Raw genomic sequence first — 17,452 nt, 5'->3', positions numbered from 1 at the left:
CACCCAAAAACGTTAAGGAAGCCTAGCAGGCCCGCTGTTCAGTCCCTCCAACTGGGCGGAAAATTGGGAAGGGACAAGCTTAGTGCCCACGCCGGCATCGGTTAGCAGTTCCAAGAGCAGGGAATGCGGGGATCCCCCGTCTAGGATGTGGGCGGCCCGCACCCCTTGAGCCAAGGCGCGAATGCAGCACTGCACCTTGGGGATCATGCCGCCTCTGACCACGCCGCTCTGGATTAACTGGCGGGCCATCTCGATATCCAGAAGCGTAATCAGGGATCCAGAATCTTGGGGATCCCTGAGAATGCCGGGGGTGTCGGTGAGAAGGATCAGCTTTTCTGCCCCTAGAGAGGCCGCCAGCTCCCCGGCTACCGTATCGGCATTGATGTTGTAGGCTTGGCCCGTCTCGTCGGCGGCCACGCTGGAGATCACCGGGATCTGGCCGCCCTCCAACAGAGTTTGCACCAACTGGGGGTTGATGGTGCTGACTTCTCCCACAAAGCCGATTTCCGCCCGGCCCTGGGAGCGCGCCTTGATCAAATTGCCATCCCGACCGCACAGCCCCACCGCCGAGCCGCCCGCTAAGCTGATGAGCTGTACAATCTGCTTGTTGACCTTGCCCACCAGCACCATCTCCACCACCTCCATGGTGGCGGCATCGGTCACCCGCAGGCCGTCCACAAACTTGAAGGGAATGTCCAGCTTTTGCAGCCAACTGTTAATCTCCGGGCCTCCTCCATGCACCAGCACCGGACGGATGCCAACGCAGGCCAGAAAGACGATGTCCCGTAACACCTCGGCCCGCCGTTCCTGATGCACCATGGCGGCGCCGCCATATTTGATGACAATGACGCGGCCCTGGTACTGCTGGATGTAGGGCAGAGCCTCAATGAGGATCTGCGCCCGCGTCAGGGGATCACAGGCCGACCCAGTCGCCTCAGAAAGGGAAAAGTTGGTCTGCACTGCCGTAAGTCGGTAGAAGTCAGAAAGCCTGACCTAGAGTAGCGCATTCTGCCAGATTCTGGGACTCCGTCCCGCTACCGCAATCAGCTATGGAACGGAATCGCCAGCAAAGGCAACAGGGCCAACCCTAACCAAGCCCAACCCTGAACTGGAGCACTGGGTAAGGGATCGACAGGCTCTAACTCTGCCTGCTGCAGCAGAGCATCGATGCGCTCTTGCAGCCGTTGTCCTGGGTCTGAACTCACGGCCATTGCAAAGCCAACCCAAGCTGATGCCAGTTGATCCCCCACCCCATAGCCCACCACCTGCAGCAAGGCTTCTCCCAACAGCAAGGGATCCACCCGTTGGGCCGCCCAGCGATCCGCCCGCAGCTCCCGCAGGGTGAGCAATTCCTGCCAGAGGATCTCGGTGTTGGGCAGCCAGCCGGTGAGGCGTCGCAGCCAGCCCACCCCAAACATCCAGAGGGTGTCGCGGTAGTGGCGGTGGGCCTCTTCGTGGGCGATCACAGCCCGCAAGTGCTCCTCATCCAATTGCTCCAGCAGGCCGCGGCTGACCACCAGCCGCGAATTCCACACCCCCACTTGGGCGGCAAAAGGGATCTCCAAGTCCAGCACATAGGCTGGAGAGCCATGCAAATCCACTTGGGCCAGAGCCTGTAGGTGGGCGCGTCGATAGGAGCACCAGTATTCCCACATCCAGCGCAAGGCCACGCCGCCGGCCACAGCCAGCAGCAGCAGGGCACAGCCGTAGCAGAACCAGCCCCCCGACCCGGCCATTTGTCCCCATGGCCCCATCCAGGCCAAGGCCAAAGCAGTTGTCAGCAAAAGCAGCGGCGGCAGCAAGAAATGGAGCCAAGCTCGCTGCCAACGTCGGCCCCACCCGCCACCTTTATCCAGACGCACTTGCGCCCGCCACAGCCAACTGAGGCCTAAGCCCAGTGCCAACATGCCCAAGTGGCTCATCGCGTCTCCCTCCTAGCTTGACGAGCTGCCCGCAGCCGTTCGGCAATCGCCTGCAACTGGGACACACTGGCCTGATCCAGGCTGTCGGCAAAGGCTGCCACCGTATCCGGATCCCCCACGGCCAAAAATTGTTGCAGGTGGGTGAAGGCCCTGAGGCTGGCCGCTTCCTGACGAGAAAGACGGGGCCGCCACAGCATCGGTAGGTTTCGCCCCTGCGCATCGGTGCGGCGCTCACAGCTCACCCAGCCCTTCTGGCTCAGGCGCTGCAAGACGGTGGTTACCGACGCATAGGCCAGCTCTCGATCCGGATCGGCCAAGATGCGCTCGTGGATTTGCCGGGTGCTGGCACTGCCCAAATCCCAAAGGATATCCAGGATTTCCGATTCCAGAGGGCCCAGCGACAGTTGCTTGGGACGATGCTTTGGCAACATGCACCTTTGCCAGGGTAAGGATCCTTTCCAGATTAGCCGATGCAGTCGCAAACTCCGTAACCGTCAGGGATCCGCTAAGCTCAAAATGATGGCTTTTGGTGCTGTTCTTCCCATGGCTGCTCCCACTTACCACACCATCACCTTCGGCTGCCAAATGAACCGCGCCGACACCGAGCGCATGGCCGGGATCCTGGAGTCGCTGGGGTATGTGGCCACCGAAGATGAGTCGCAGGCGGATTTGGTTCTCTACAACACCTGCACCATCCGCGACAATGCTGAGCAGAAGGTGTATTCCTACCTGGGCATCCAGGCGCAGCGCAAACGGAAAAACCCGGCCATCAAGCTCATCGTGGCCGGCTGTGTGGCCCAGCAAGAGGGAGAAAAGTTGTTGCGCCGCGTCCCCGAGTTGGATCTGGTCATGGGCCCCCAGTACGTGAACCGCCTTGGGGATCTGCTGGCGCAGGTGGAGGCCGGCAACCAGGTGGTGGCCACCGATCCCATCGAGATCCCAGAAGACATCACCAAGCCCCGCCGCGACAGCCAGGTAACCGCTTGGATCAACGTCATCTACGGCTGCAACGAACGCTGCACCTATTGCATCGTGCCGCTGGTGCGGGGACAAGAGCAGTCGCGCCAACCTCAGGCCATTCGCGCCGAGATCGAAGACGTGGCCCGGGCGGGCTACCGCGAGGTGACCTTGCTGGGCCAGAACATCGACGCCTACGGGCGGGATCTGGATCCCAAGACCAACCTGGCCAGCCTGTTGCGCTTCGTCCATTCGGTGGAAGGGATCGAGCGGATCCGCTTTGCCACCAGCCACCCGCGCTACTTCACCGAGGAGCTGATCGCCACCTGCGCCGAGCTGCCCAAAGTCTGCGAGCACTTCCACATCCCCTTCCAGGCAGGCAGCAACGCCGTGCTCAAGCGGATGCGGCGCGGCTACACCCAGGAGCGCTATCGCCAACTCATCCAGCTCATCCGCCAATACATGCCGGAAGCGGCCATCAGCGCCGATGCCATCGTCGGCTTTCCGGGCGAAACAGAAGCCCAGTTCCAAGAAACCCTGCAACTGGTGCGGGATATCGGCTTTGACTTGTTAAATACCGCCGCCTACTCCCCCCGTCCCGGCACCCCTGCGGCGGAGTGGCCTGACCAAGTGCCGGAAGAGGAAAAAAGCGATCGCCTGCAACGGCTGAACCGACTGGTGGCCGAGGTGGCTGCCGCCCGCAGCGCTCGACTCCTGGGCCAAGTGCAGGAGGTGCTGGTGGAAGGCCCCAACCCGAAAAACCCCCGCCAGGCCATGGGGCGCACCCGCGGCAATCGCTTGGTGTTCTTCGCAGGGGATCCGGAACAACTGAAGGGATCCCTGGTGCCGGTGCGCATCACGGCTACACGGGCCTTCTCTCTCAGCGGCGAGGTCTGCAAGCCAGGCGAGACTCTGCCCCAGCCAACAGGGGCCACCCACATCCTGTAAGCCCACGACGAGGATTGAACTCGTGACCTCCCCCTTACCAAGGGGGTGCTCTACCACTGAGCCACGTGGGCAAACCCGATGGTGGGCCGAGTTGGATTCGAACCAACGTAGGCGTAAGCCAGCGGATTTACAGTCCGCCCCCTTTAACCCCTCGGGCATCGACCCCCAGACACTGGCCTTCTATAGTAGCAGAAAGTGCCAGCCAAGATCGAATCCACTTGTGAGGAACGTGCCCTAGCGGGGCCGGGCAGGCAGCCATCCCCCTGGCAAGCGCGGGCTTGAGGGCCTTTCCTCGGCCAAACTGGAGAGAAAACTTGATAGGGTGTAGGACAGTCTTTTTGCTCGTCACTATGGTTTCAACCCTTGGCACCCCCACCCCCGTCGAACAAGTTTCTCCCAACCAGTCTTTGCGCCCCCTGACCAGCCGCATCAACAGCCGGGGGCACCTAGAAATTGGCGGCTGCGACGTGGTGGAGCTGGTGCGCCAGTTTGGATCCCCTCTCTACATCCTGGACGAGTGGACTCTGCGGCAGGCGTGCCGGCTCTACCGCCACACCTGGGCCCGCTGCTACGCGGGGGAATTCCGGGTTTTGTACGCCACGAAAGCCTGGAATTGCTTGGCCATTTGTGCTTTGGCCCTGCAGGAGGGGCTGGGACTGGATGTGGCTTCCGGCGGGGAGCTGTACACGGCTGTGCAGGCAGGAGCCAAAGGCGAAGATCTCTACCTGCACGGCAACGCCAAGTCTGTTGAGGAGCTGAACCTGGCTCTGGAAACGGGCTGTACTTTGGTGGTGGATAGCCTCTACGAGCTGCAGCAGGTGGCTGCCCTGGCCACCTCTGAACGACCAGCCCGCCTGTTGCTGCGGGTTAACCCCGGTATCGATGTCCACACCCACGAGTACATCCGCACCGGCCAAACCGATAGCAAATTCGGCATCGGGCGATGGCAACTGCCGGAAGCGATGGATCGGATAGCTGCCCATCCCCAGTTGGAGTGCGTCGGGCTGCACGCCCACATCGGATCCCAGATTTTTGATCTGCAAGGACACCGGGATCTGGCAGGGGTGCTGGCTCAGATCTGGCGGCAAGGGCTGGAGCGAGGGCTGCCTCTGCAAGAGCTGAATGTGGGTGGGGGCCTGGGGATCCGCTATGTCGAATCCGACGATCCCCCCTCCATTCCGGAGTGGGTGGAAACAGTGGCGACAGCGGTGCAACAGGCTTTTGCAGAAGCCGGGATCTCGCTGCCCAAGGTGCTCTGCGAGCCTGGACGATCCGTGATTGGGCCGGCTGCTGTTACCGCCTATACCCTGGGGGGGCAAAAGCGGATCCCGCCGGGCGATGGCCTGCCCGAAGGACGTCTCTACATCACCATCGACGGCGGCATGTCCGACAACCCCCGCCCCATCACCTACGGAGCCCGCTACACCGCCCTTCTGGCCAACCGCCCTGAGGCCGAGGCCACGCAGCGGGTCACAATTGCCGGCAAACACTGCGAGTCGGGAGATGTGCTGTTGAAGGATGTGCTTCTGCCGGCCCCAATGGCAGGGGAAGTGCTGGTGGTTTTGGCAACGGGGGCCTATAACTACAGCATGGCTTCCAATTACAATCGCTTTCCTCGACCAGCCGCGGTGCTGGTCAATGAGGGAGAGGCCCAGCTGATCCTGCGGCGAGAAACTTATGCCGACCTAATTCGTCAAGATGTTTTACCGGAGCGGCTGCGGCGGTGAGGCGGAGGTTGGTTGACCACAGCCGTCTCAGTTGAGGAAGGGGGTACCGCTTGTCCCGCAAGGGCAACTCACATCGGTCTTGGGCGGGCGAGACTGGAAAACAGATAGGAGGTGGGTGGTAGGCTGGTCTGGGGGCCGCAGTCAACAAGGGTTCTGAGAGCGGCACAGGCAGAAGGTCTGCAATGAGGGGAGCGTGAACGGGGTTTTTTGGCATGCTGGCAGCCTTATGGGCTTGGCTACAGCAATTTACCTTTCTCAGCCTCTTGGACTGGGCTCTGGCTGTCTTGCTATTGGCTTTGGCCCTCTACTACACCCGCGAGAGCCGGGCCGGGGTGCTGGTGCGGGGATTTATGGTGCTCCTGGTGCTCTACCTGGCCACAGCCTCCTTGCCGCTGGTGCACCTGATTTTGGATCGCCTGCTCCTGGCCGCAGCTGTAGCCATGGGCGTGCTCTTTCAGCCGGAGTTTCGGCGGCTGCTGGAGCAACTGGCGAGGGCCATCCGCGTTGAGTGGCCGGGCAACGCAGGCAATGACGAGGACGACCCTGAGGAGGATTTGGTGGAAGAATTGGTGCAGGCGGTGCGAGAGCTTTCCCAAAACCGGACAGGGGCGCTGATTGTAATCGAGCCAGATCAGCCCATTGACTCGCGGGTGTTTACCGACAAAGGGGTCTCTCTCCAGGCGCGGGTGTCGCGGGAGATCCTGCAGACGATTTTCCAGACTTCAACTTTGCTCCATGATGGGGCCGTTGTCATCCACCGGGATCGCATTCGCGCAGCGGGGGTGATCCTGCCGGTTTCGGAGCGGGCCGCCTCCCGACAACTGGGCACACGACACCGCGCCGCCATGGGGATCACCGAACAAGCCAACTGCTTGTGTATTGTGGTCTCAGAAGAAACGGGATCCATTTCGCTGGCAGAAGGCGGACGCCTGGAGCGACCCCTGACCAGTGCCGAGCTACACAAACTGCTGGTGCAGCGGTTGCGCAATCCCCGCGATGCTAAAAAACGAGATGCCCCGCTGCAGGGATTGTGGGCCCACCCGTGGTTGCGCAATGGACTGCTGCGCTGGTGGGGATCCCTGCTCGATCTGGCCAAACGCTTTCGCAAACCCGAGAAAACCCTTCCCAAAGACTGAGCCGCATGACCCTTTCTCCTGTCCATCTTCTGCAGTTGCCTGCCGACCTGGATCCGCAGTTGTTGCCCCGCCATGTGGCAGTGGTCATGGATGGCAACGGGCGGTGGGCGCAAAAACGGGGTTTGCCCCGCAGTGTCGGGCATCAGCGCGGGGTAGCGGCCCTGAAGGAGCTGTTGCGCTGTTGCGATGATTGGGGGATCCCCGCCCTCACCGCCTACGCCTTCTCCACCGAGAACTGGGGCCGCGCCCGCGAAGAAGTCGATTTTCTCATGACTTTGTTTGAGCAGGTGCTGTGGCAGGAGCTGGCGGAAATGGTGCAGCAGGGGGTGCGCATCCAGTTTGCCGGCCAGTTGTCGGCCCTGCCCCAGTCTTTGCAGGACACGATCCTGCATGCGGTGGAACGCACCCAGCACAACGAGGGCATTTGCCTGACGGTGGCCCTCAACTACGGCGGCAGACAGGAGATCCTGCAGGCTTGCCGCTCGATTGCCACCCTGGTGCAACAGGGACTTTTGCAACCGGATCAGATCGACGAAGCCCTCTTTTCCCAATTTCTCTACACCACCGGCCTCTCCGATCCCGACCTGTTGATCCGCACCAGCGGCGAGATGCGCATCAGCAACTTCCTGCTCTGGCAGATGGCCTACACCGAGCAGTACTTCACCCCCATCCTCTGGCCGGATTTCGACCGCGCCGCCTTTCACCAAGCCCTGCTCAGCTATCAGTCGCGGCAGCGGCGCTTCGGCAGATGAGAGGATGCCCGCCTGGTTCAATCAAACCAGACCCTCACCCCCAACCCCTCTCCCTCAGGGAGCTAGCCCAAGCGCTCCGCGCCGCTCACGCGACCACCCCCAACCCCTCTCCCTCAGGGCCCTCACCCCCAACCCCTCTCCCTCAGGGAGAGGGGAGTTAGGGAACGACGTAACGAACCGTTTCGTTGCTGTTTGAAGTGGCTGTATCTCAAGCCGGCTTGGGACGACTTGAATGGACAGGCAGCACACATGTAGGAGTGTGTAGCTGAAGCTCCCCAACTAGCGCAAAAAGCTGGTTATCAGCCACATCACCCCAAACGTGATCCCCACCAACAGGGCGCCGGGGGCATCGCCGCCGGTGAGGGGAAGGGCAATGCCGTAGGCCAACATCAGTCCTAGGCTCAGTCCTGCCAGCGCCAAGAGAAAAGCGCGAAGGAAGCGGCGCTCCTTGCGGTACAGGAAATAGATGCAGGTCATCAGCCCCAGCGCCAGTTGCAGGGAGGGATACTCATCAGGGGCCAAGACAACCCAACCCACCAGCCCTCCCAGCAACACGGCGGGCCAGAGCACATCCGGGGCAGAAGGGCTATCCAGCCAACGGCTGATCCAGGGGGGATTTTGGGCAGCAGGACGGGTCAAACTCGGTTCTGTCTCTGGACGGCTAGCCCGTTGTTCGGCGTAGCGAATGCGGTCGGGGACGGCGATCTTGCCCTCCTTGCGCAGGCGCAGGCGCTGCATCAGGATGGCGTCGTAGGCCTGTTCCACCCGCTCCTGCTGCTGTTCATCCGCACCCAAGCTGGCCAGGAGCCGGGCCCGCGCCGATTGGATCTCCTCAAAGGAGGCTTCTTCGCTGACCCCTAAGACCTGATACGGACTCATCTCAGCCATGACGACCAGCCCTGTAACTCTCTATCACCTTAACCCAGCCGCCAATTCAGCGGCAGGAGCCGACGGCAGGGGTTGGGTTGCCTTCTCCTCAAGGGATCCAGCAGCAGAGCGGAGGAGAGCCTGCAGGGAGCGGGCCACCTGCTCAACCGCGGCTTGGGTGGTGGCCTTGCCCAGGCTGAGGCGGATAGATCCCAGGGCCTCGACCTCGGAATAGCCCATGGCCAAAAGGATACGGCTGGGGATCCGCTGGCCGCTGCTACAGGCAGAGCCGGCGCTGATGGCGATTCCCTGGCGGCTCATCTCCCTCACCAGCACGTGCCCCGGGATCGCGGCAGTGCAGTAGCTGAGGTGGTGGGGCAGGCGTTGCTCCAGATCCGAGGGGCCGATCAGCCGTAAACCCGGCACAGAGGCCAGCAACTGGGCCAGCTGCCGTTGCAACTGCCGCAGGCGGGCCGTCTCCCGCTCCAGCTCTTGGGCTGCCAAAGCCGCCGCCACCCCTAGGCCGACAATGGCAGGGATCCCTTGGGTGCCGGCTCGCAGCCGCCGTTCTTGCCCGCCCCCCCGCAGCAACGGTTGCAGCTCCACCCCTGGGCGCACATAGAGCGCCCCCACCCCCTGCGGCCCGTAAAGCTTATGCCCAGACAGGGAGAGCAGGTCCACAGGCAGTTGCGCCAGATCCAGGGGGATCCGCCCCGCCGTCTGCACCGCGTCGGTGTGGAAGAGCACCCCAGCCTGGCGACAGAGGCGGCCCAGCTCGGCAATCGGCTGCAGGGATCCCACCTCATTCTGGCCGTGGACGATGGAGACCAGAACGGTCTTGGGCTGCAACGCCTGGATCAAGGTTTGGGGATCCACCTGGCCGGCGGAGTTCACCGGCAGACGGGTTACCTCCCAGCCCTGGGCCTGCAACCGACGGGCGGCATTCTCCACCGAGGCGTGCTCGACGCTGGAGATGATGAGATGCTGGGGAGTGGAGTAGCGCTGCGCCACCCCAAACAGGGCCAGGTTGTTGGACTCCGTTCCGCCAGAGGTAAACAGCAGCGTCTCCGGCTCACAGTTGAGCAGCTCGGCCACCTGCTGCCGCGCCCGTTCCATGGCCATGGCCGCCCGTTCTCCCCACCCATGCAAGCTGGAGGGGTTGCCCCAACTCTCCTGCATCGCCAGCCCCATAGCCTCGATCACCTCAGGCCGAGGCGGAGTGGTGGCGCTGTGGTCAAAGTAAAGTGCGGGATCCAGAGGCGACATGCGAGCTTGACAACCCAGGACTCGATGTCCCCATCTTAGTGCCGGCGCGTTGGCAGTTCACACCCCTTGCCGCAGCCGTTCCAGCACCCCCAGGTCTTCCAGAGTAGAAGTATCGCCGCTGATGCCGGAGCCGGCAGCCAGTTGCCGCAGCAGGCGGCGCATGATCTTGCCAGAGCGGGTCTTGGGCAGCGCCTCGGTGAAGCGAATTTCGCTGGGGCGGGCGATGGCTCCGATCTCCTCGACCACATGTTGCATCAGCGCTTGGCGCAGCGCTTCGCCCGGCCCGTAGCCCTCCGCCAAGATGACAAAAGCCACGATCGCCTCTCCCTTGATCTCGTCCGGTCGCCCCACCACCGCTGCCTCCGCCACAGCTGGGTGAGAGACCAGCGCCGATTCCAATTCCATCGTGCCCAGACGGTGGCCGGCAACATTGATGACATCGTCCACCCGGCCCATCACCCAAAAGTAGCCATCTTCATCCCGGCGGGCGCCGTCCCCGGCAAAGTAGAAGTACTGCCCATCCTTGGGCGGGATCCGCTCCCAGTAACTGGAGCGGAACCGCTGCGGATCTTTGTAAAGGGTGCGCATCATGCCCGGCCAGGGACGGCGGATCACCAGATAACCCCCTTCTGGGGCCGGGTTCCCTTCCATGTCGACCACATCTGCCGCAATGCCCGGGAAAGGGCGGGTGGCGGATCCCGGCTTGGTGGGTGTAACTCCCGGCAGGGGCGAGATCATAATGCCGCCGGTTTCGGTCTGCCACCAGGTATCCACAATCGGGCAGCGCCCACTGCCGATGACGGTGTAGTACCACATCCAGGCTTCCGGGTTGATCGGCTCGCCCACGGTGCCCAACAGCCGCAGCGAGGAGAGGTCATGCCGGCGGGGCAGGGCGTCGCCACTTTTCATAAAAGCCCGGATTGCCGTGGGGGCGGTGTAGAAAATCGAGATGCGGTGGCGGGCGATCAGCTCCCAGAAACAATCGGGTTTAGCAGGTCGGGGCGCCCCCTCGTACATAAACACCGTCGCACCATTGGAGAGGGGGCCATAGACGATGTAGCTGTGGCCCGTGATCCAGCCAACATCGGCAGTACACCAGTAGATGTCTTCTTCTTGCAAATCGAAGATCCACTGACAGGTGACGTGAGTGTAGAGGTTGTAGCCGCCGCTGGTGTGGACAACGCCTTTGGGCTTGCCGGTGGTGCCGGAGGTGTAGAGGATAAACAGCATCGCCTCCGCGTCCATAGGCTCGGCGGGGCAGGCTTCTTCTAGGCTGGGGGCCAGCTCATGCCACCAGATATCTCGATCCGGGATCATCGACACAGCTTGTCCTGTCCGCTGCACCACCAGGACTTTTTCGACGCTGGGCACCCCTTCCGCCAGCGCCAAGTCCACTTGGGGCTTGAGGGGGACGATGGCATCTTTGCGCCAGCCCCCATCGGCGGTAATGACGACTTTGGCTTCCGCATCCCGCAGCCGCTCCTTGAGGGCCTCGGCGCTGAACCCGCCGAACACCACCGTATGGGCTGCCCCGATCCGCGCACAGGCCAGCATGGCCATGACGGCCTCCGGGATCATCGGCATGTAGATCCCCACCCGATCCCCTTTTTGAATGCCCAGAGACTTGAGGCCGTTGGCCCAGCGGCAGACCTCGCGGTGGAGCTGCTCGTAGGTCAGGGTGCGAGTGTCCCCCGGCTCCCCCTCCCAGATGAGGGCGGGCTTGTGGCGGCGGCCATTGTCCAAATGGCGATCCAGGCAGTTGTAGCTGAGGTTGAGCTGTCCCCCCACAAACCATTGCGCCTGGGGCGGATCCCAGTGCAACACCTGCTGCCAAGGCTGAAACCAGTGCAATTCCTGCTGTGCCAGCCGCTCCCAAAACCCCAAGGGATCCGCTTCCGCCTCTTGGCAAATCTGTTGGTAGCGCTCAGGGGTGATGCGAGCCCGCTGCACAAACGAGGGAGGCGGCGGGAAAAGGCGTTTTTCCTGCAGAATCGACTCCAGGGCCGGTTGAGACATGGCGACAAGACCGGTACAGACAAGGGATCCCAACCGCGCCGCGGCTCCCTACAAGGGACGACGGGAGGGGGGTGGGAATAGGATACCTACCCCAGCAGGGGTAGAGCAAGGGATCGATCCCCGGCCCTTGTCCCAAAGGGAGAGGGGAACTCTTGAAATTACTTGAAAAAGGTGGTGCGTTGGCGGTGCATCACCACCGATTCCACCAGGCCGATGGCCAGAAAGTTGGTCAACAGAGCCGAGCGGCCATAGCTCAAAAAAGGCAAGGGCAGGCCGGTGATGGGGGCCAAGCCAATCGTCATGCCGATATTGACTACCGCCTGAAAGAGGATCATCGCCAACACCCCGATGGCAATGAGAGACCCGAAATTGTCCTTGGCTCCTTGGGCAATCCAGATCAGCCGCGCACACAGAATCCAAAACAGGATCAGCACCGTCAGGGTGCCGACAAAGCCCATCTCTTCCCCAATGGCCGAGAAAATGAAATCGGTGTGCTGCTCGGGGATAAAGTCCAGTTGGGTTTGGGTGCCCTGCTGGATGCCACGGCCCCAGAGCCCACCGGCGCCGATGGCGATGCGGGATTGAATCAGGTGGTAGCCGGATCCCCAGGGCTCTTGCATGGGATCGATAAAAATCTCCAGCCGCCGCCGCTGGTAGGGCTTGAGGATGTGCCAGGCCACCTGGCCCAGATGCCCGGAGAGCAGGTTGATCACTCCAAAGGTCATCGCTCCTGTCCACCGCCAAGGCAGCCGCCAAGCCGCTAGGCTCGCCATGCCCAGGCACCAGATCAGCCAGACCCAGAGCATCCAGCTCAACTCCGCGCGGGTGTGCAGGCCGTAGAGAATGGCCCCCACCCCCGGCGACAGCAGCAGGAGGATCCAACTGCCCTTGGCCCCGGCCCAGTAGAGCATGACCAGCAAGATCACCACAAACACCAGGGCGGTGCCCAAGTTGGGCTGCAGGAAGATCAAAACCCAAGGAGGAGCGACGACGGCAACAGCCACCCAGATTTGGCTGAAGTATTTGATTGGCCAGTGGTGCAAAATGGCCGCCAGGGTGATGATGACCCCCAACTTGGCAAACTCGGAAGGCTGTACCTGGACGCCGGCAATGGAGATCCACCGCTCTGCCCCTCCTCCCGCCGTGCCGAAAAAGAGCACTGCAATCAAGCCCGCCAAAGTCAGGCCATAGGTGAACCAATGCCAGCGCAGCAGCCGCTCGTAGGGGATCCGCGCCACCATCGCCAAAAACACCAGGCTGATCCCGGCCATGATCAACTGCTGCAGCCAGTAGTGGCTGATGGGACGCTCCCAGACAGCGCTGCGGATGGCGATGATGCCGATGCCCGTCAAGGCCAGCACCGTGGCCAGCAAAATGCCGTCGAACTCCCGCCAAGGCAACAGGATTTGCTGCAGGAGCTGTTTCCACCTTGACTGGGGGGGCACTTTCGGATCAGCGCTGGACAGGAAGAGGGCCATATCTGATGGAGCGACGCCGGCACCAGTTTATCTCTATTCCCAGCCCTGCAGTTGCTCTAGCCAGGCAGAGAGCCGGGATCCCACCTGTTCTCGGCGCTGCTCAAAATTGGCTGCTGCCCAAATCAAGAGCACCCCCAGCAAGATCCCCATCCCCCACAACAGGATTGGGTCAGTGGTTACCCACAGCCACCCCTGCCGCAAGACGCCCAGGCCAAAGCCCAGGGTGCCCGCCCACAGGTAGGCCCGCACCCGCAGCGCCAAACCCAGTACCCCCAAAGCCAAGCCCAGCCCCACCGGCCAAAACCCCGCCCCCAGTTGCCCGTGGGTTTCGATCAAAGTCACCAACACCAATAGACCCGACGAGAAGGCCCGCAGCCGGTGCCGACTCTCTCGAGCACCAGCCTGTTGCAGTCCGGGATCCACCTGGGCCACATAGAGCAGGGATCCCACCAGAGGCAGGGCATAGAGGGTCAGGGAAGCCCAATCCTGCTGCCAGCCGTAATTCCACAGGATCCAGTTGCTCAAAAACAAGCTGATGTAGCCCAGGCGCACCTGGGAGCGCCAGATGGCCAAGAAAGCGTAGTAGGCTGCCCCCAGCAACAAATTGCTGTTGTTGTCGCCGCCCGCCGTCACCACCAGGGCCAGCAACGGCGCCACCAAGGCCGTATTTGACCAGGGATCCGCCGGCCAGCCCCACCGTTGCCAGGGCAGAAAGTAATAGAGGAGTCCCAGCCCACAGAGCAGGGATCCGGCCCATTGCTCCACCCTCAAGCTGGGGAAGCCCAGCCACATACTACCCAGGCAGATGCCGACTCCCTGCCAAGCGCTGAGGTGGCACCAGGCCGTTGGCAGCCAGCCCGGCTCTGTCGGGGATCCCGGCGTCGATCTTCTCCCCTGGGCGGCGGCATAGGCCGCCAGGCCGGATCCCGTCAGCACCCAGAGGAGCCGCCCCCACCGGCTGAGGCGAAGATCGAAAAGCGCAGGCCAAAGGACGAGGTTGGCCAGGGCCCAGTTGGCCGAGGCCATCCAGCGCAGCCAAGCTCTTTTAAGCTGCAGGGTCGCCACCAGCCAAGGGGGGCAAAGGCGGTAGACCACTGCCAGGAGCCATCCCAGCAACGCGGTCAGCACCAGTCCATCTCCCCAGGATCCCCCTGTCTGCTGGCTCAGGAAGTGAATCCAGCTCTCGTAGGCAGCCAGTGACATCCCGCAGGCCCCCAGGATCCCCTTCCAGTTGACGGGAGGGTCTTCTTCCGTTGGCGTAAGTGGGACGGAGTCCCCACCTTGCTCTTGTGCCCCTGGGATCCCCTGCCCCAGGCCCAACAACACGATGGCCAGGCCTAAGCTGCCCACGCCCGTCAGCTCGCTCCACTGGGCATGGGATCCCAGCCAACCCAGCCCGGCATAGATCAGCGGCCCTGTCTTCCAGCAACTCAGGGTCTGGACTCGCTGCAGGAGCTCTCCCCCGCCGGGGAACAGGAGTTTCTCCGGCCCTATCCAGAAGAGGATCCCCAAGCCCAGGTTGAGGACGGCCCACAGAGGCAGGACGGGACGGGATCCCTGCACAACCCAGAGCAGGATGCCGGTCGCCCCCAGCTCCAAAGCCCAGATCAGCCCGTAGGCGATCCCTTCCACCACCGCCCAGGAAACCGAGCCGGTGGCAGAGTCCGTCCCGTCGGCGCCAACGACCGCCGAGCCACCCCTTGAGAGAGCCACCCCCAGCCGCAGGCCGAGCGCCACCAGGGCCACCCCAGCCGCCAAGGGCAGAGCGCCGGGGAACATGGGCTGCTTGCCGACGGAAATGGGGAGCCGAGAAGGATCCGCCAGGGCCGCCGTTGTCGCCACTGTGAGGGCAAAGAGGAGCACCAACCCCAACAGCAGGCCCCAGCCATCCAGGGCCGGTCGGTAAGCGGCTTGTAGGCGAGAAGAGAGGCGCAAAATTCCGTAGCGACAGCCGCTCAAGAGCAACCCCAGCACCGCCAAGGCCAGCAGCCACTCCGCTTCCGTGAGCGTCGGCAATAGCCGGCTGATTCCCACCAGGCCGATCCCTACACCAAAGGCCACCGCCAGCAGTGCTTCTGGAGTAGGAGAACTGGGAGAGGGAGAAGCCCACAGCCACACCTGAGTTGCCAGCAGCAGCACTCCCAGCCCTAGCCCGAGCAGATCCAGGCCCGGCCTGCCGAGGGTGAGCCCCTGGGCCATCACCAGGGAAAGCACCGCCAGAAGGCGCAGGGATCCCCGCGCCGGAATCCCTTGTCGCCAAGAAAAAGATCCCCCTTGCTCCGGGATCTGCAACCAGCGAGGCATAAACGCCAGGGGCGGCCAGGCCCACACCTGCGCCGCCGTCAAAACCGAGGGCACCGCCAGCCACAGCCAGCCAATGGACTCCGTGCCCTGCGCCAAAAACACAAAGTAGCTGGATCCCAGCAGCACCAGCCCCATCCCTTCGGCGCTCTGCTGCCACAGCCGCACCGGCAGTCCCCCAAAATGTCCTGAGGCTGCCAACAACCGCCCGCCCAGCGCCACCCGCCCCGTCCATTCCAGCAAGCCCAGCAGCAGCAAGATGGCCCCCCAACTGGACAGGCTCCAATCAGGCCAAAGCCAGCGGATCCCGGCCAGAAGCGCCCCCAGCCCATAGGCATGGGTCAGAAATACCCACCCAGCGCCAACCCTGGACTTCTGCCGCAGCCACCAGGCCAGGATGCCAGTACTCAACAGCAAATGCCAAAAGCAAATCGCCGGCTGGGGAAAGCTCAAAAGCAAGAGGGATCCGCCCAGCCCCAACACCAAGCGCTCCGTCGGTTCTGCCAGCGCCGCAAAACCCGCCTCCTCGCCTTCCCGAGGTCTCTGCTGCCAGCGGGCCGCCAGCCCCAGCCACAGCACCTCATAGGGCAACAGCACCAGCCCCAGCAGCCCCCAAACAGAGTCGAGGGGCTGCAACCCACCCGTTAACAGCGCCAGCACGCTCTCCCGCCAGCTTGCCGGCCACACCTGCCAAAAGGCCCAGGCAGTTTCCAGACCCAGCAAAAACAGCAGCGCCAACTCCACCCTCTGCTGACGTTGGCTCAGTCGCCTCGCTAAGAAGCGGATTCCCAGCAGGCTGATGGCCAACACCTGCCAGGCGTTCTCCCCCCAGTCGCTGGCCGCCAGCAGCCAGCCCAAAATCAACAGCACCCCGCTCCACCAGGGCCGCCCCACCTGAGCCGGCTCGTAGTCCTCAGCCGGGCTTTGGGGCAGCCAACCCAAGAGGGCCACCGCCAACCCCAACTGCGACACCTGCACCTGCCCTGAGAGCAGCCCCCGCAAGATCAACAAGGAGCCAGCCGCCCCGATGAGCCACAGCCGGGCCAGCGAGCGGCGGCTCCAGGTGTAAATCACGGTGCTGAGGATCCCCAAGTAGAGGATCCCAAGGACAAGGGTGGGACGAGACTCCGGCGGCCCTAGGCTCCAGAAGAGGTGTAAACCAGAAAGAGATAAGAAGTTCACCAACGTTCCGTAGAAAGCAGAACCCGCCCCCAGCAAGTCGGCCCGTCGCCAGGCTCCCCACGGGATCCCTATGAGTAACCCCAAAGCAACAGCTCGGATCCCCCACGGGATCCCCAGCCCGTCCAGCGCCCACATGTTGATCGGCAGCAGCAGCAAAGCAACAGCCTCTAAAGTTTGGCTTGTCAGACGCAGCCCGTCCTGCCGCTGCGCCCACCTCGCTCCCACCCCAAACGCCGCCGTATAAGCCAAGAGCACCCCGTACTGAGCTGCCGGGGAAAACTCTTGCCAGCGGCTGGCCGCCAGCACCCCCGAAGAGACCACCACCAAAAACAGGCCCAGGAGCAGCAGCCAAGCTACGCTCAGCTCAGACAGCAAGTTGTGCAACAACACAGCTATCCCCGGGGGAGAGGAGAGCTCCCTGGTTTCGGCTGGCGGCTCTTCCCCCGCCACGACAACCCCAGAGCCGGCCAAGCCAGCATTTCTTTCCCGCACCATCTGCGGGATCCAGATCAAATCGAGGAGCTGGCCGATCCCCAGCAGCCCAAAAGTCAGCAGCCAGAGCAGCCCTGTGCGCCAGCGACCCAGATAGAAGCGGTGCAGACCGCAAAGGCCGAACAAACCTAAAATCCAGAGCACGTAGGCCGAGCCCAGACTGGCTGGGATCCCCCCGCCGACAGAAGTGGCTCCTGGCGCCGATTCCGCCTCCAGCCGATACTGCTCCACCAGATGGCGAAAGTGCTCCGGCGTCAGCAAACCCAGCTCCAGCAAGGCTTGCAACCCCCGCAAAACCTGCTGCCGGGATCCCGAAACGGTGAAGTTGAACGAGTAAGAGCGGGACTGCTCGGCTCCCTCAGGTGGAATGTTATCCTGGGATCCCATGGCCGGATTCGTTGAGCAAAA

General features: G+C 62.9%; 12 protein-coding genes and 2 tRNA genes. 4 read left to right on the top strand and 10 right to left on the bottom strand.

The annotated features are described in order from the left end of the window. Positions 1–12: 12 nt before the first annotated feature. The 3 genes from argB to NW862_RS02340 all read right to left on the bottom strand — a co-directional run bounded on the left by argB (position 13) and on the right by NW862_RS02340 (position 2,353). Entirely contained in the window at positions 13–960 is a 948-nt protein-coding gene (argB, locus tag NW862_RS02350; protein WP_414334902.1) for an acetylglutamate kinase, read from the bottom strand. 83 nt (positions 961–1,043) lie between these two features. Further along, positions 1,044–1,922 carry a M56 family metallopeptidase gene (locus NW862_RS02345; protein ID WP_414336691.1) on the bottom strand — a complete coding sequence of 293 codons (879 nt, stop codon included), beginning with the start codon at positions 1,920–1,922 and terminating at the stop codon, positions 1,044–1,046. Continuing rightward, the gene (locus NW862_RS02340) at positions 1,919–2,353 is read right to left on the bottom strand and encodes a BlaI/MecI/CopY family transcriptional regulator (protein ID WP_414334904.1); all 435 of its coding nucleotides are present in this window, start codon (positions 2,351–2,353) and stop codon (positions 1,919–1,921) included. Before NW862_RS02340 ends, NW862_RS02345 begins: the two co-directional genes overlap by 4 nt. A gap of 112 nt (positions 2,354–2,465) precedes the next feature. Here NW862_RS02340 and miaB point away from each other — a divergent pair, with 112 nt between their 5' ends. Further along, complete coding sequence (gene miaB, locus NW862_RS02335) at positions 2,466–3,827, top strand: tRNA (N6-isopentenyl adenosine(37)-C2)-methylthiotransferase MiaB (RefSeq protein ID WP_414348938.1); 1,362 nt, start codon at positions 2,466–2,468, stop codon at positions 3,825–3,827. Here the strand turns inward: miaB and NW862_RS02330 are convergent. Together NW862_RS02330 and NW862_RS02325 are read right to left on the bottom strand one after the other, a co-directional pair. Further along, positions 3,827–3,898 (bottom strand) — tRNA-Thr (locus tag NW862_RS02330). The genes miaB and NW862_RS02330 overlap by 1 nt on opposite strands. An 8-nt stretch (positions 3,899–3,906) precedes the next feature. Further along, positions 3,907–3,992: transfer RNA gene (locus NW862_RS02325), tRNA-Tyr, on the bottom strand. Between the two features lie 185 nt (positions 3,993–4,177). On the opposite strand from NW862_RS02325, the gene lysA reads away from it, so the two are divergent. The 3 genes from lysA to NW862_RS02310 all read left to right on the top strand — a co-directional run bounded on the left by lysA (position 4,178) and on the right by NW862_RS02310 (position 7,442). Continuing rightward, positions 4,178–5,554 (top strand): diaminopimelate decarboxylase, encoded by a 1,377-nt coding sequence (gene lysA, locus NW862_RS02320; RefSeq protein ID WP_414334906.1) that lies wholly within the window; start codon positions 4,178–4,180, stop codon positions 5,552–5,554. A gap of 212 nt (positions 5,555–5,766) precedes the next feature. Further along, on the top strand, positions 5,767–6,690 hold the full coding sequence (gene cdaA / locus NW862_RS02315; protein WP_414334907.1) for a diadenylate cyclase CdaA: 924 nt from the start codon (positions 5,767–5,769) through the stop codon (positions 6,688–6,690). A gap of 5 nt (positions 6,691–6,695) precedes the next feature. Continuing rightward, positions 6,696–7,442, top strand: a complete 747-nt coding sequence (locus NW862_RS02310; protein ID WP_414348939.1) for an isoprenyl transferase — start codon at positions 6,696–6,698, stop codon at positions 7,440–7,442. Positions 7,443–7,721: 279 nt separating this feature from the next. Here the strand turns inward: NW862_RS02310 and NW862_RS02305 are convergent, their stop codons facing one another. The 5 genes from NW862_RS02305 to NW862_RS02285 form a co-directional block, all read right to left on the bottom strand. Further along, positions 7,722–8,321: a CPP1-like family protein gene (locus tag NW862_RS02305; protein ID WP_414336036.1), complete on the bottom strand. Its 600-nt coding sequence runs from the start codon at positions 8,319–8,321 to the stop codon at positions 7,722–7,724. A gap of 33 nt (positions 8,322–8,354) precedes the next feature. Beyond that, on the bottom strand, positions 8,355–9,575 hold the full coding sequence (locus NW862_RS02300) for a cysteine desulfurase family protein (protein WP_414336038.1): 1,221 nt from the start codon (positions 9,573–9,575) through the stop codon (positions 8,355–8,357). Positions 9,576–9,632: 57 nt separating this feature from the next. Next, a complete protein-coding gene (gene acs, locus NW862_RS02295; RefSeq protein ID WP_414336040.1) occupies positions 9,633–11,591 on the bottom strand; it encodes an acetate--CoA ligase in 1,959 nt (652 codons plus the stop codon). A 158-nt stretch (positions 11,592–11,749) separates the two neighbouring features. Then, positions 11,750–13,069, bottom strand: a complete 1,320-nt coding sequence (gene rodA / locus NW862_RS02290; RefSeq protein ID WP_414333893.1) for a rod shape-determining protein RodA — start codon at positions 13,067–13,069, stop codon at positions 11,750–11,752. 33 nt (positions 13,070–13,102) lie between these two features. Beyond that, positions 13,103–17,431, bottom strand: coding sequence for an NINE protein (locus NW862_RS02285; RefSeq protein ID WP_414426876.1), 4,329 nt, complete (start codon positions 17,429–17,431; stop codon positions 13,103–13,105). Positions 17,432–17,452 lie beyond the last annotated feature (21 nt).

It is taken from the genome of Synechococcus sp. H55.8 (assembly GCF_047462375.1).
Classification (GTDB): Bacteria; Cyanobacteriota; Cyanobacteriia; order Thermostichales; family Thermostichaceae; genus Thermostichus.
Note: the sequence above shows the minus strand (reverse complement) of the source record. Positions and strands in the feature narration are given on the sequence as shown.

Bases quoted from the DNA above. Each gene is read 5' to 3' on its own strand.
- NW862_RS02300 (WP_414336038.1), bottom strand. From the start codon at position 9,575: ATGTCGCCTCTGGATCCCGCACTTTACTTTGACCACAGCGCCACCACT.
- NW862_RS02305 (WP_414336036.1), bottom strand. From the start codon at position 8,321: ATGAGTCCGTATCAGGTCTTAGGGGTCAGCGAAGAAGCCTCCTTTGAG.
- cdaA (WP_414334907.1), top strand. From the start codon at position 5,767: ATGCTGGCAGCCTTATGGGCTTGGCTACAGCAATTTACCTTTCTCAGC.
- NW862_RS02345 (WP_414336691.1), bottom strand. From the start codon at position 1,922: ATGAGCCACTTGGGCATGTTGGCACTGGGCTTAGGCCTCAGTTGGCTG.
- NW862_RS02340 (WP_414334904.1), bottom strand. From the start codon at position 2,353: ATGTTGCCAAAGCATCGTCCCAAGCAACTGTCGCTGGGCCCTCTGGAA.
- lysA (WP_414334906.1), top strand. From the start codon at position 4,178: ATGGTTTCAACCCTTGGCACCCCCACCCCCGTCGAACAAGTTTCTCCC.
- NW862_RS02285 (WP_414426876.1), bottom strand. From the start codon at position 17,431: ATGGGATCCCAGGATAACATTCCACCTGAGGGAGCCGAGCAGTCCCGC.
- acs (WP_414336040.1), bottom strand. From the start codon at position 11,591: ATGTCTCAACCGGCCCTGGAGTCGATTCTGCAGGAAAAACGCCTTTTC.
- NW862_RS02310 (WP_414348939.1), top strand. From the start codon at position 6,696: ATGACCCTTTCTCCTGTCCATCTTCTGCAGTTGCCTGCCGACCTGGAT.
- miaB (WP_414348938.1), top strand. From the start codon at position 2,466: ATGGCTGCTCCCACTTACCACACCATCACCTTCGGCTGCCAAATGAAC.
- rodA (WP_414333893.1), bottom strand. From the start codon at position 13,069: ATGGCCCTCTTCCTGTCCAGCGCTGATCCGAAAGTGCCCCCCCAGTCA.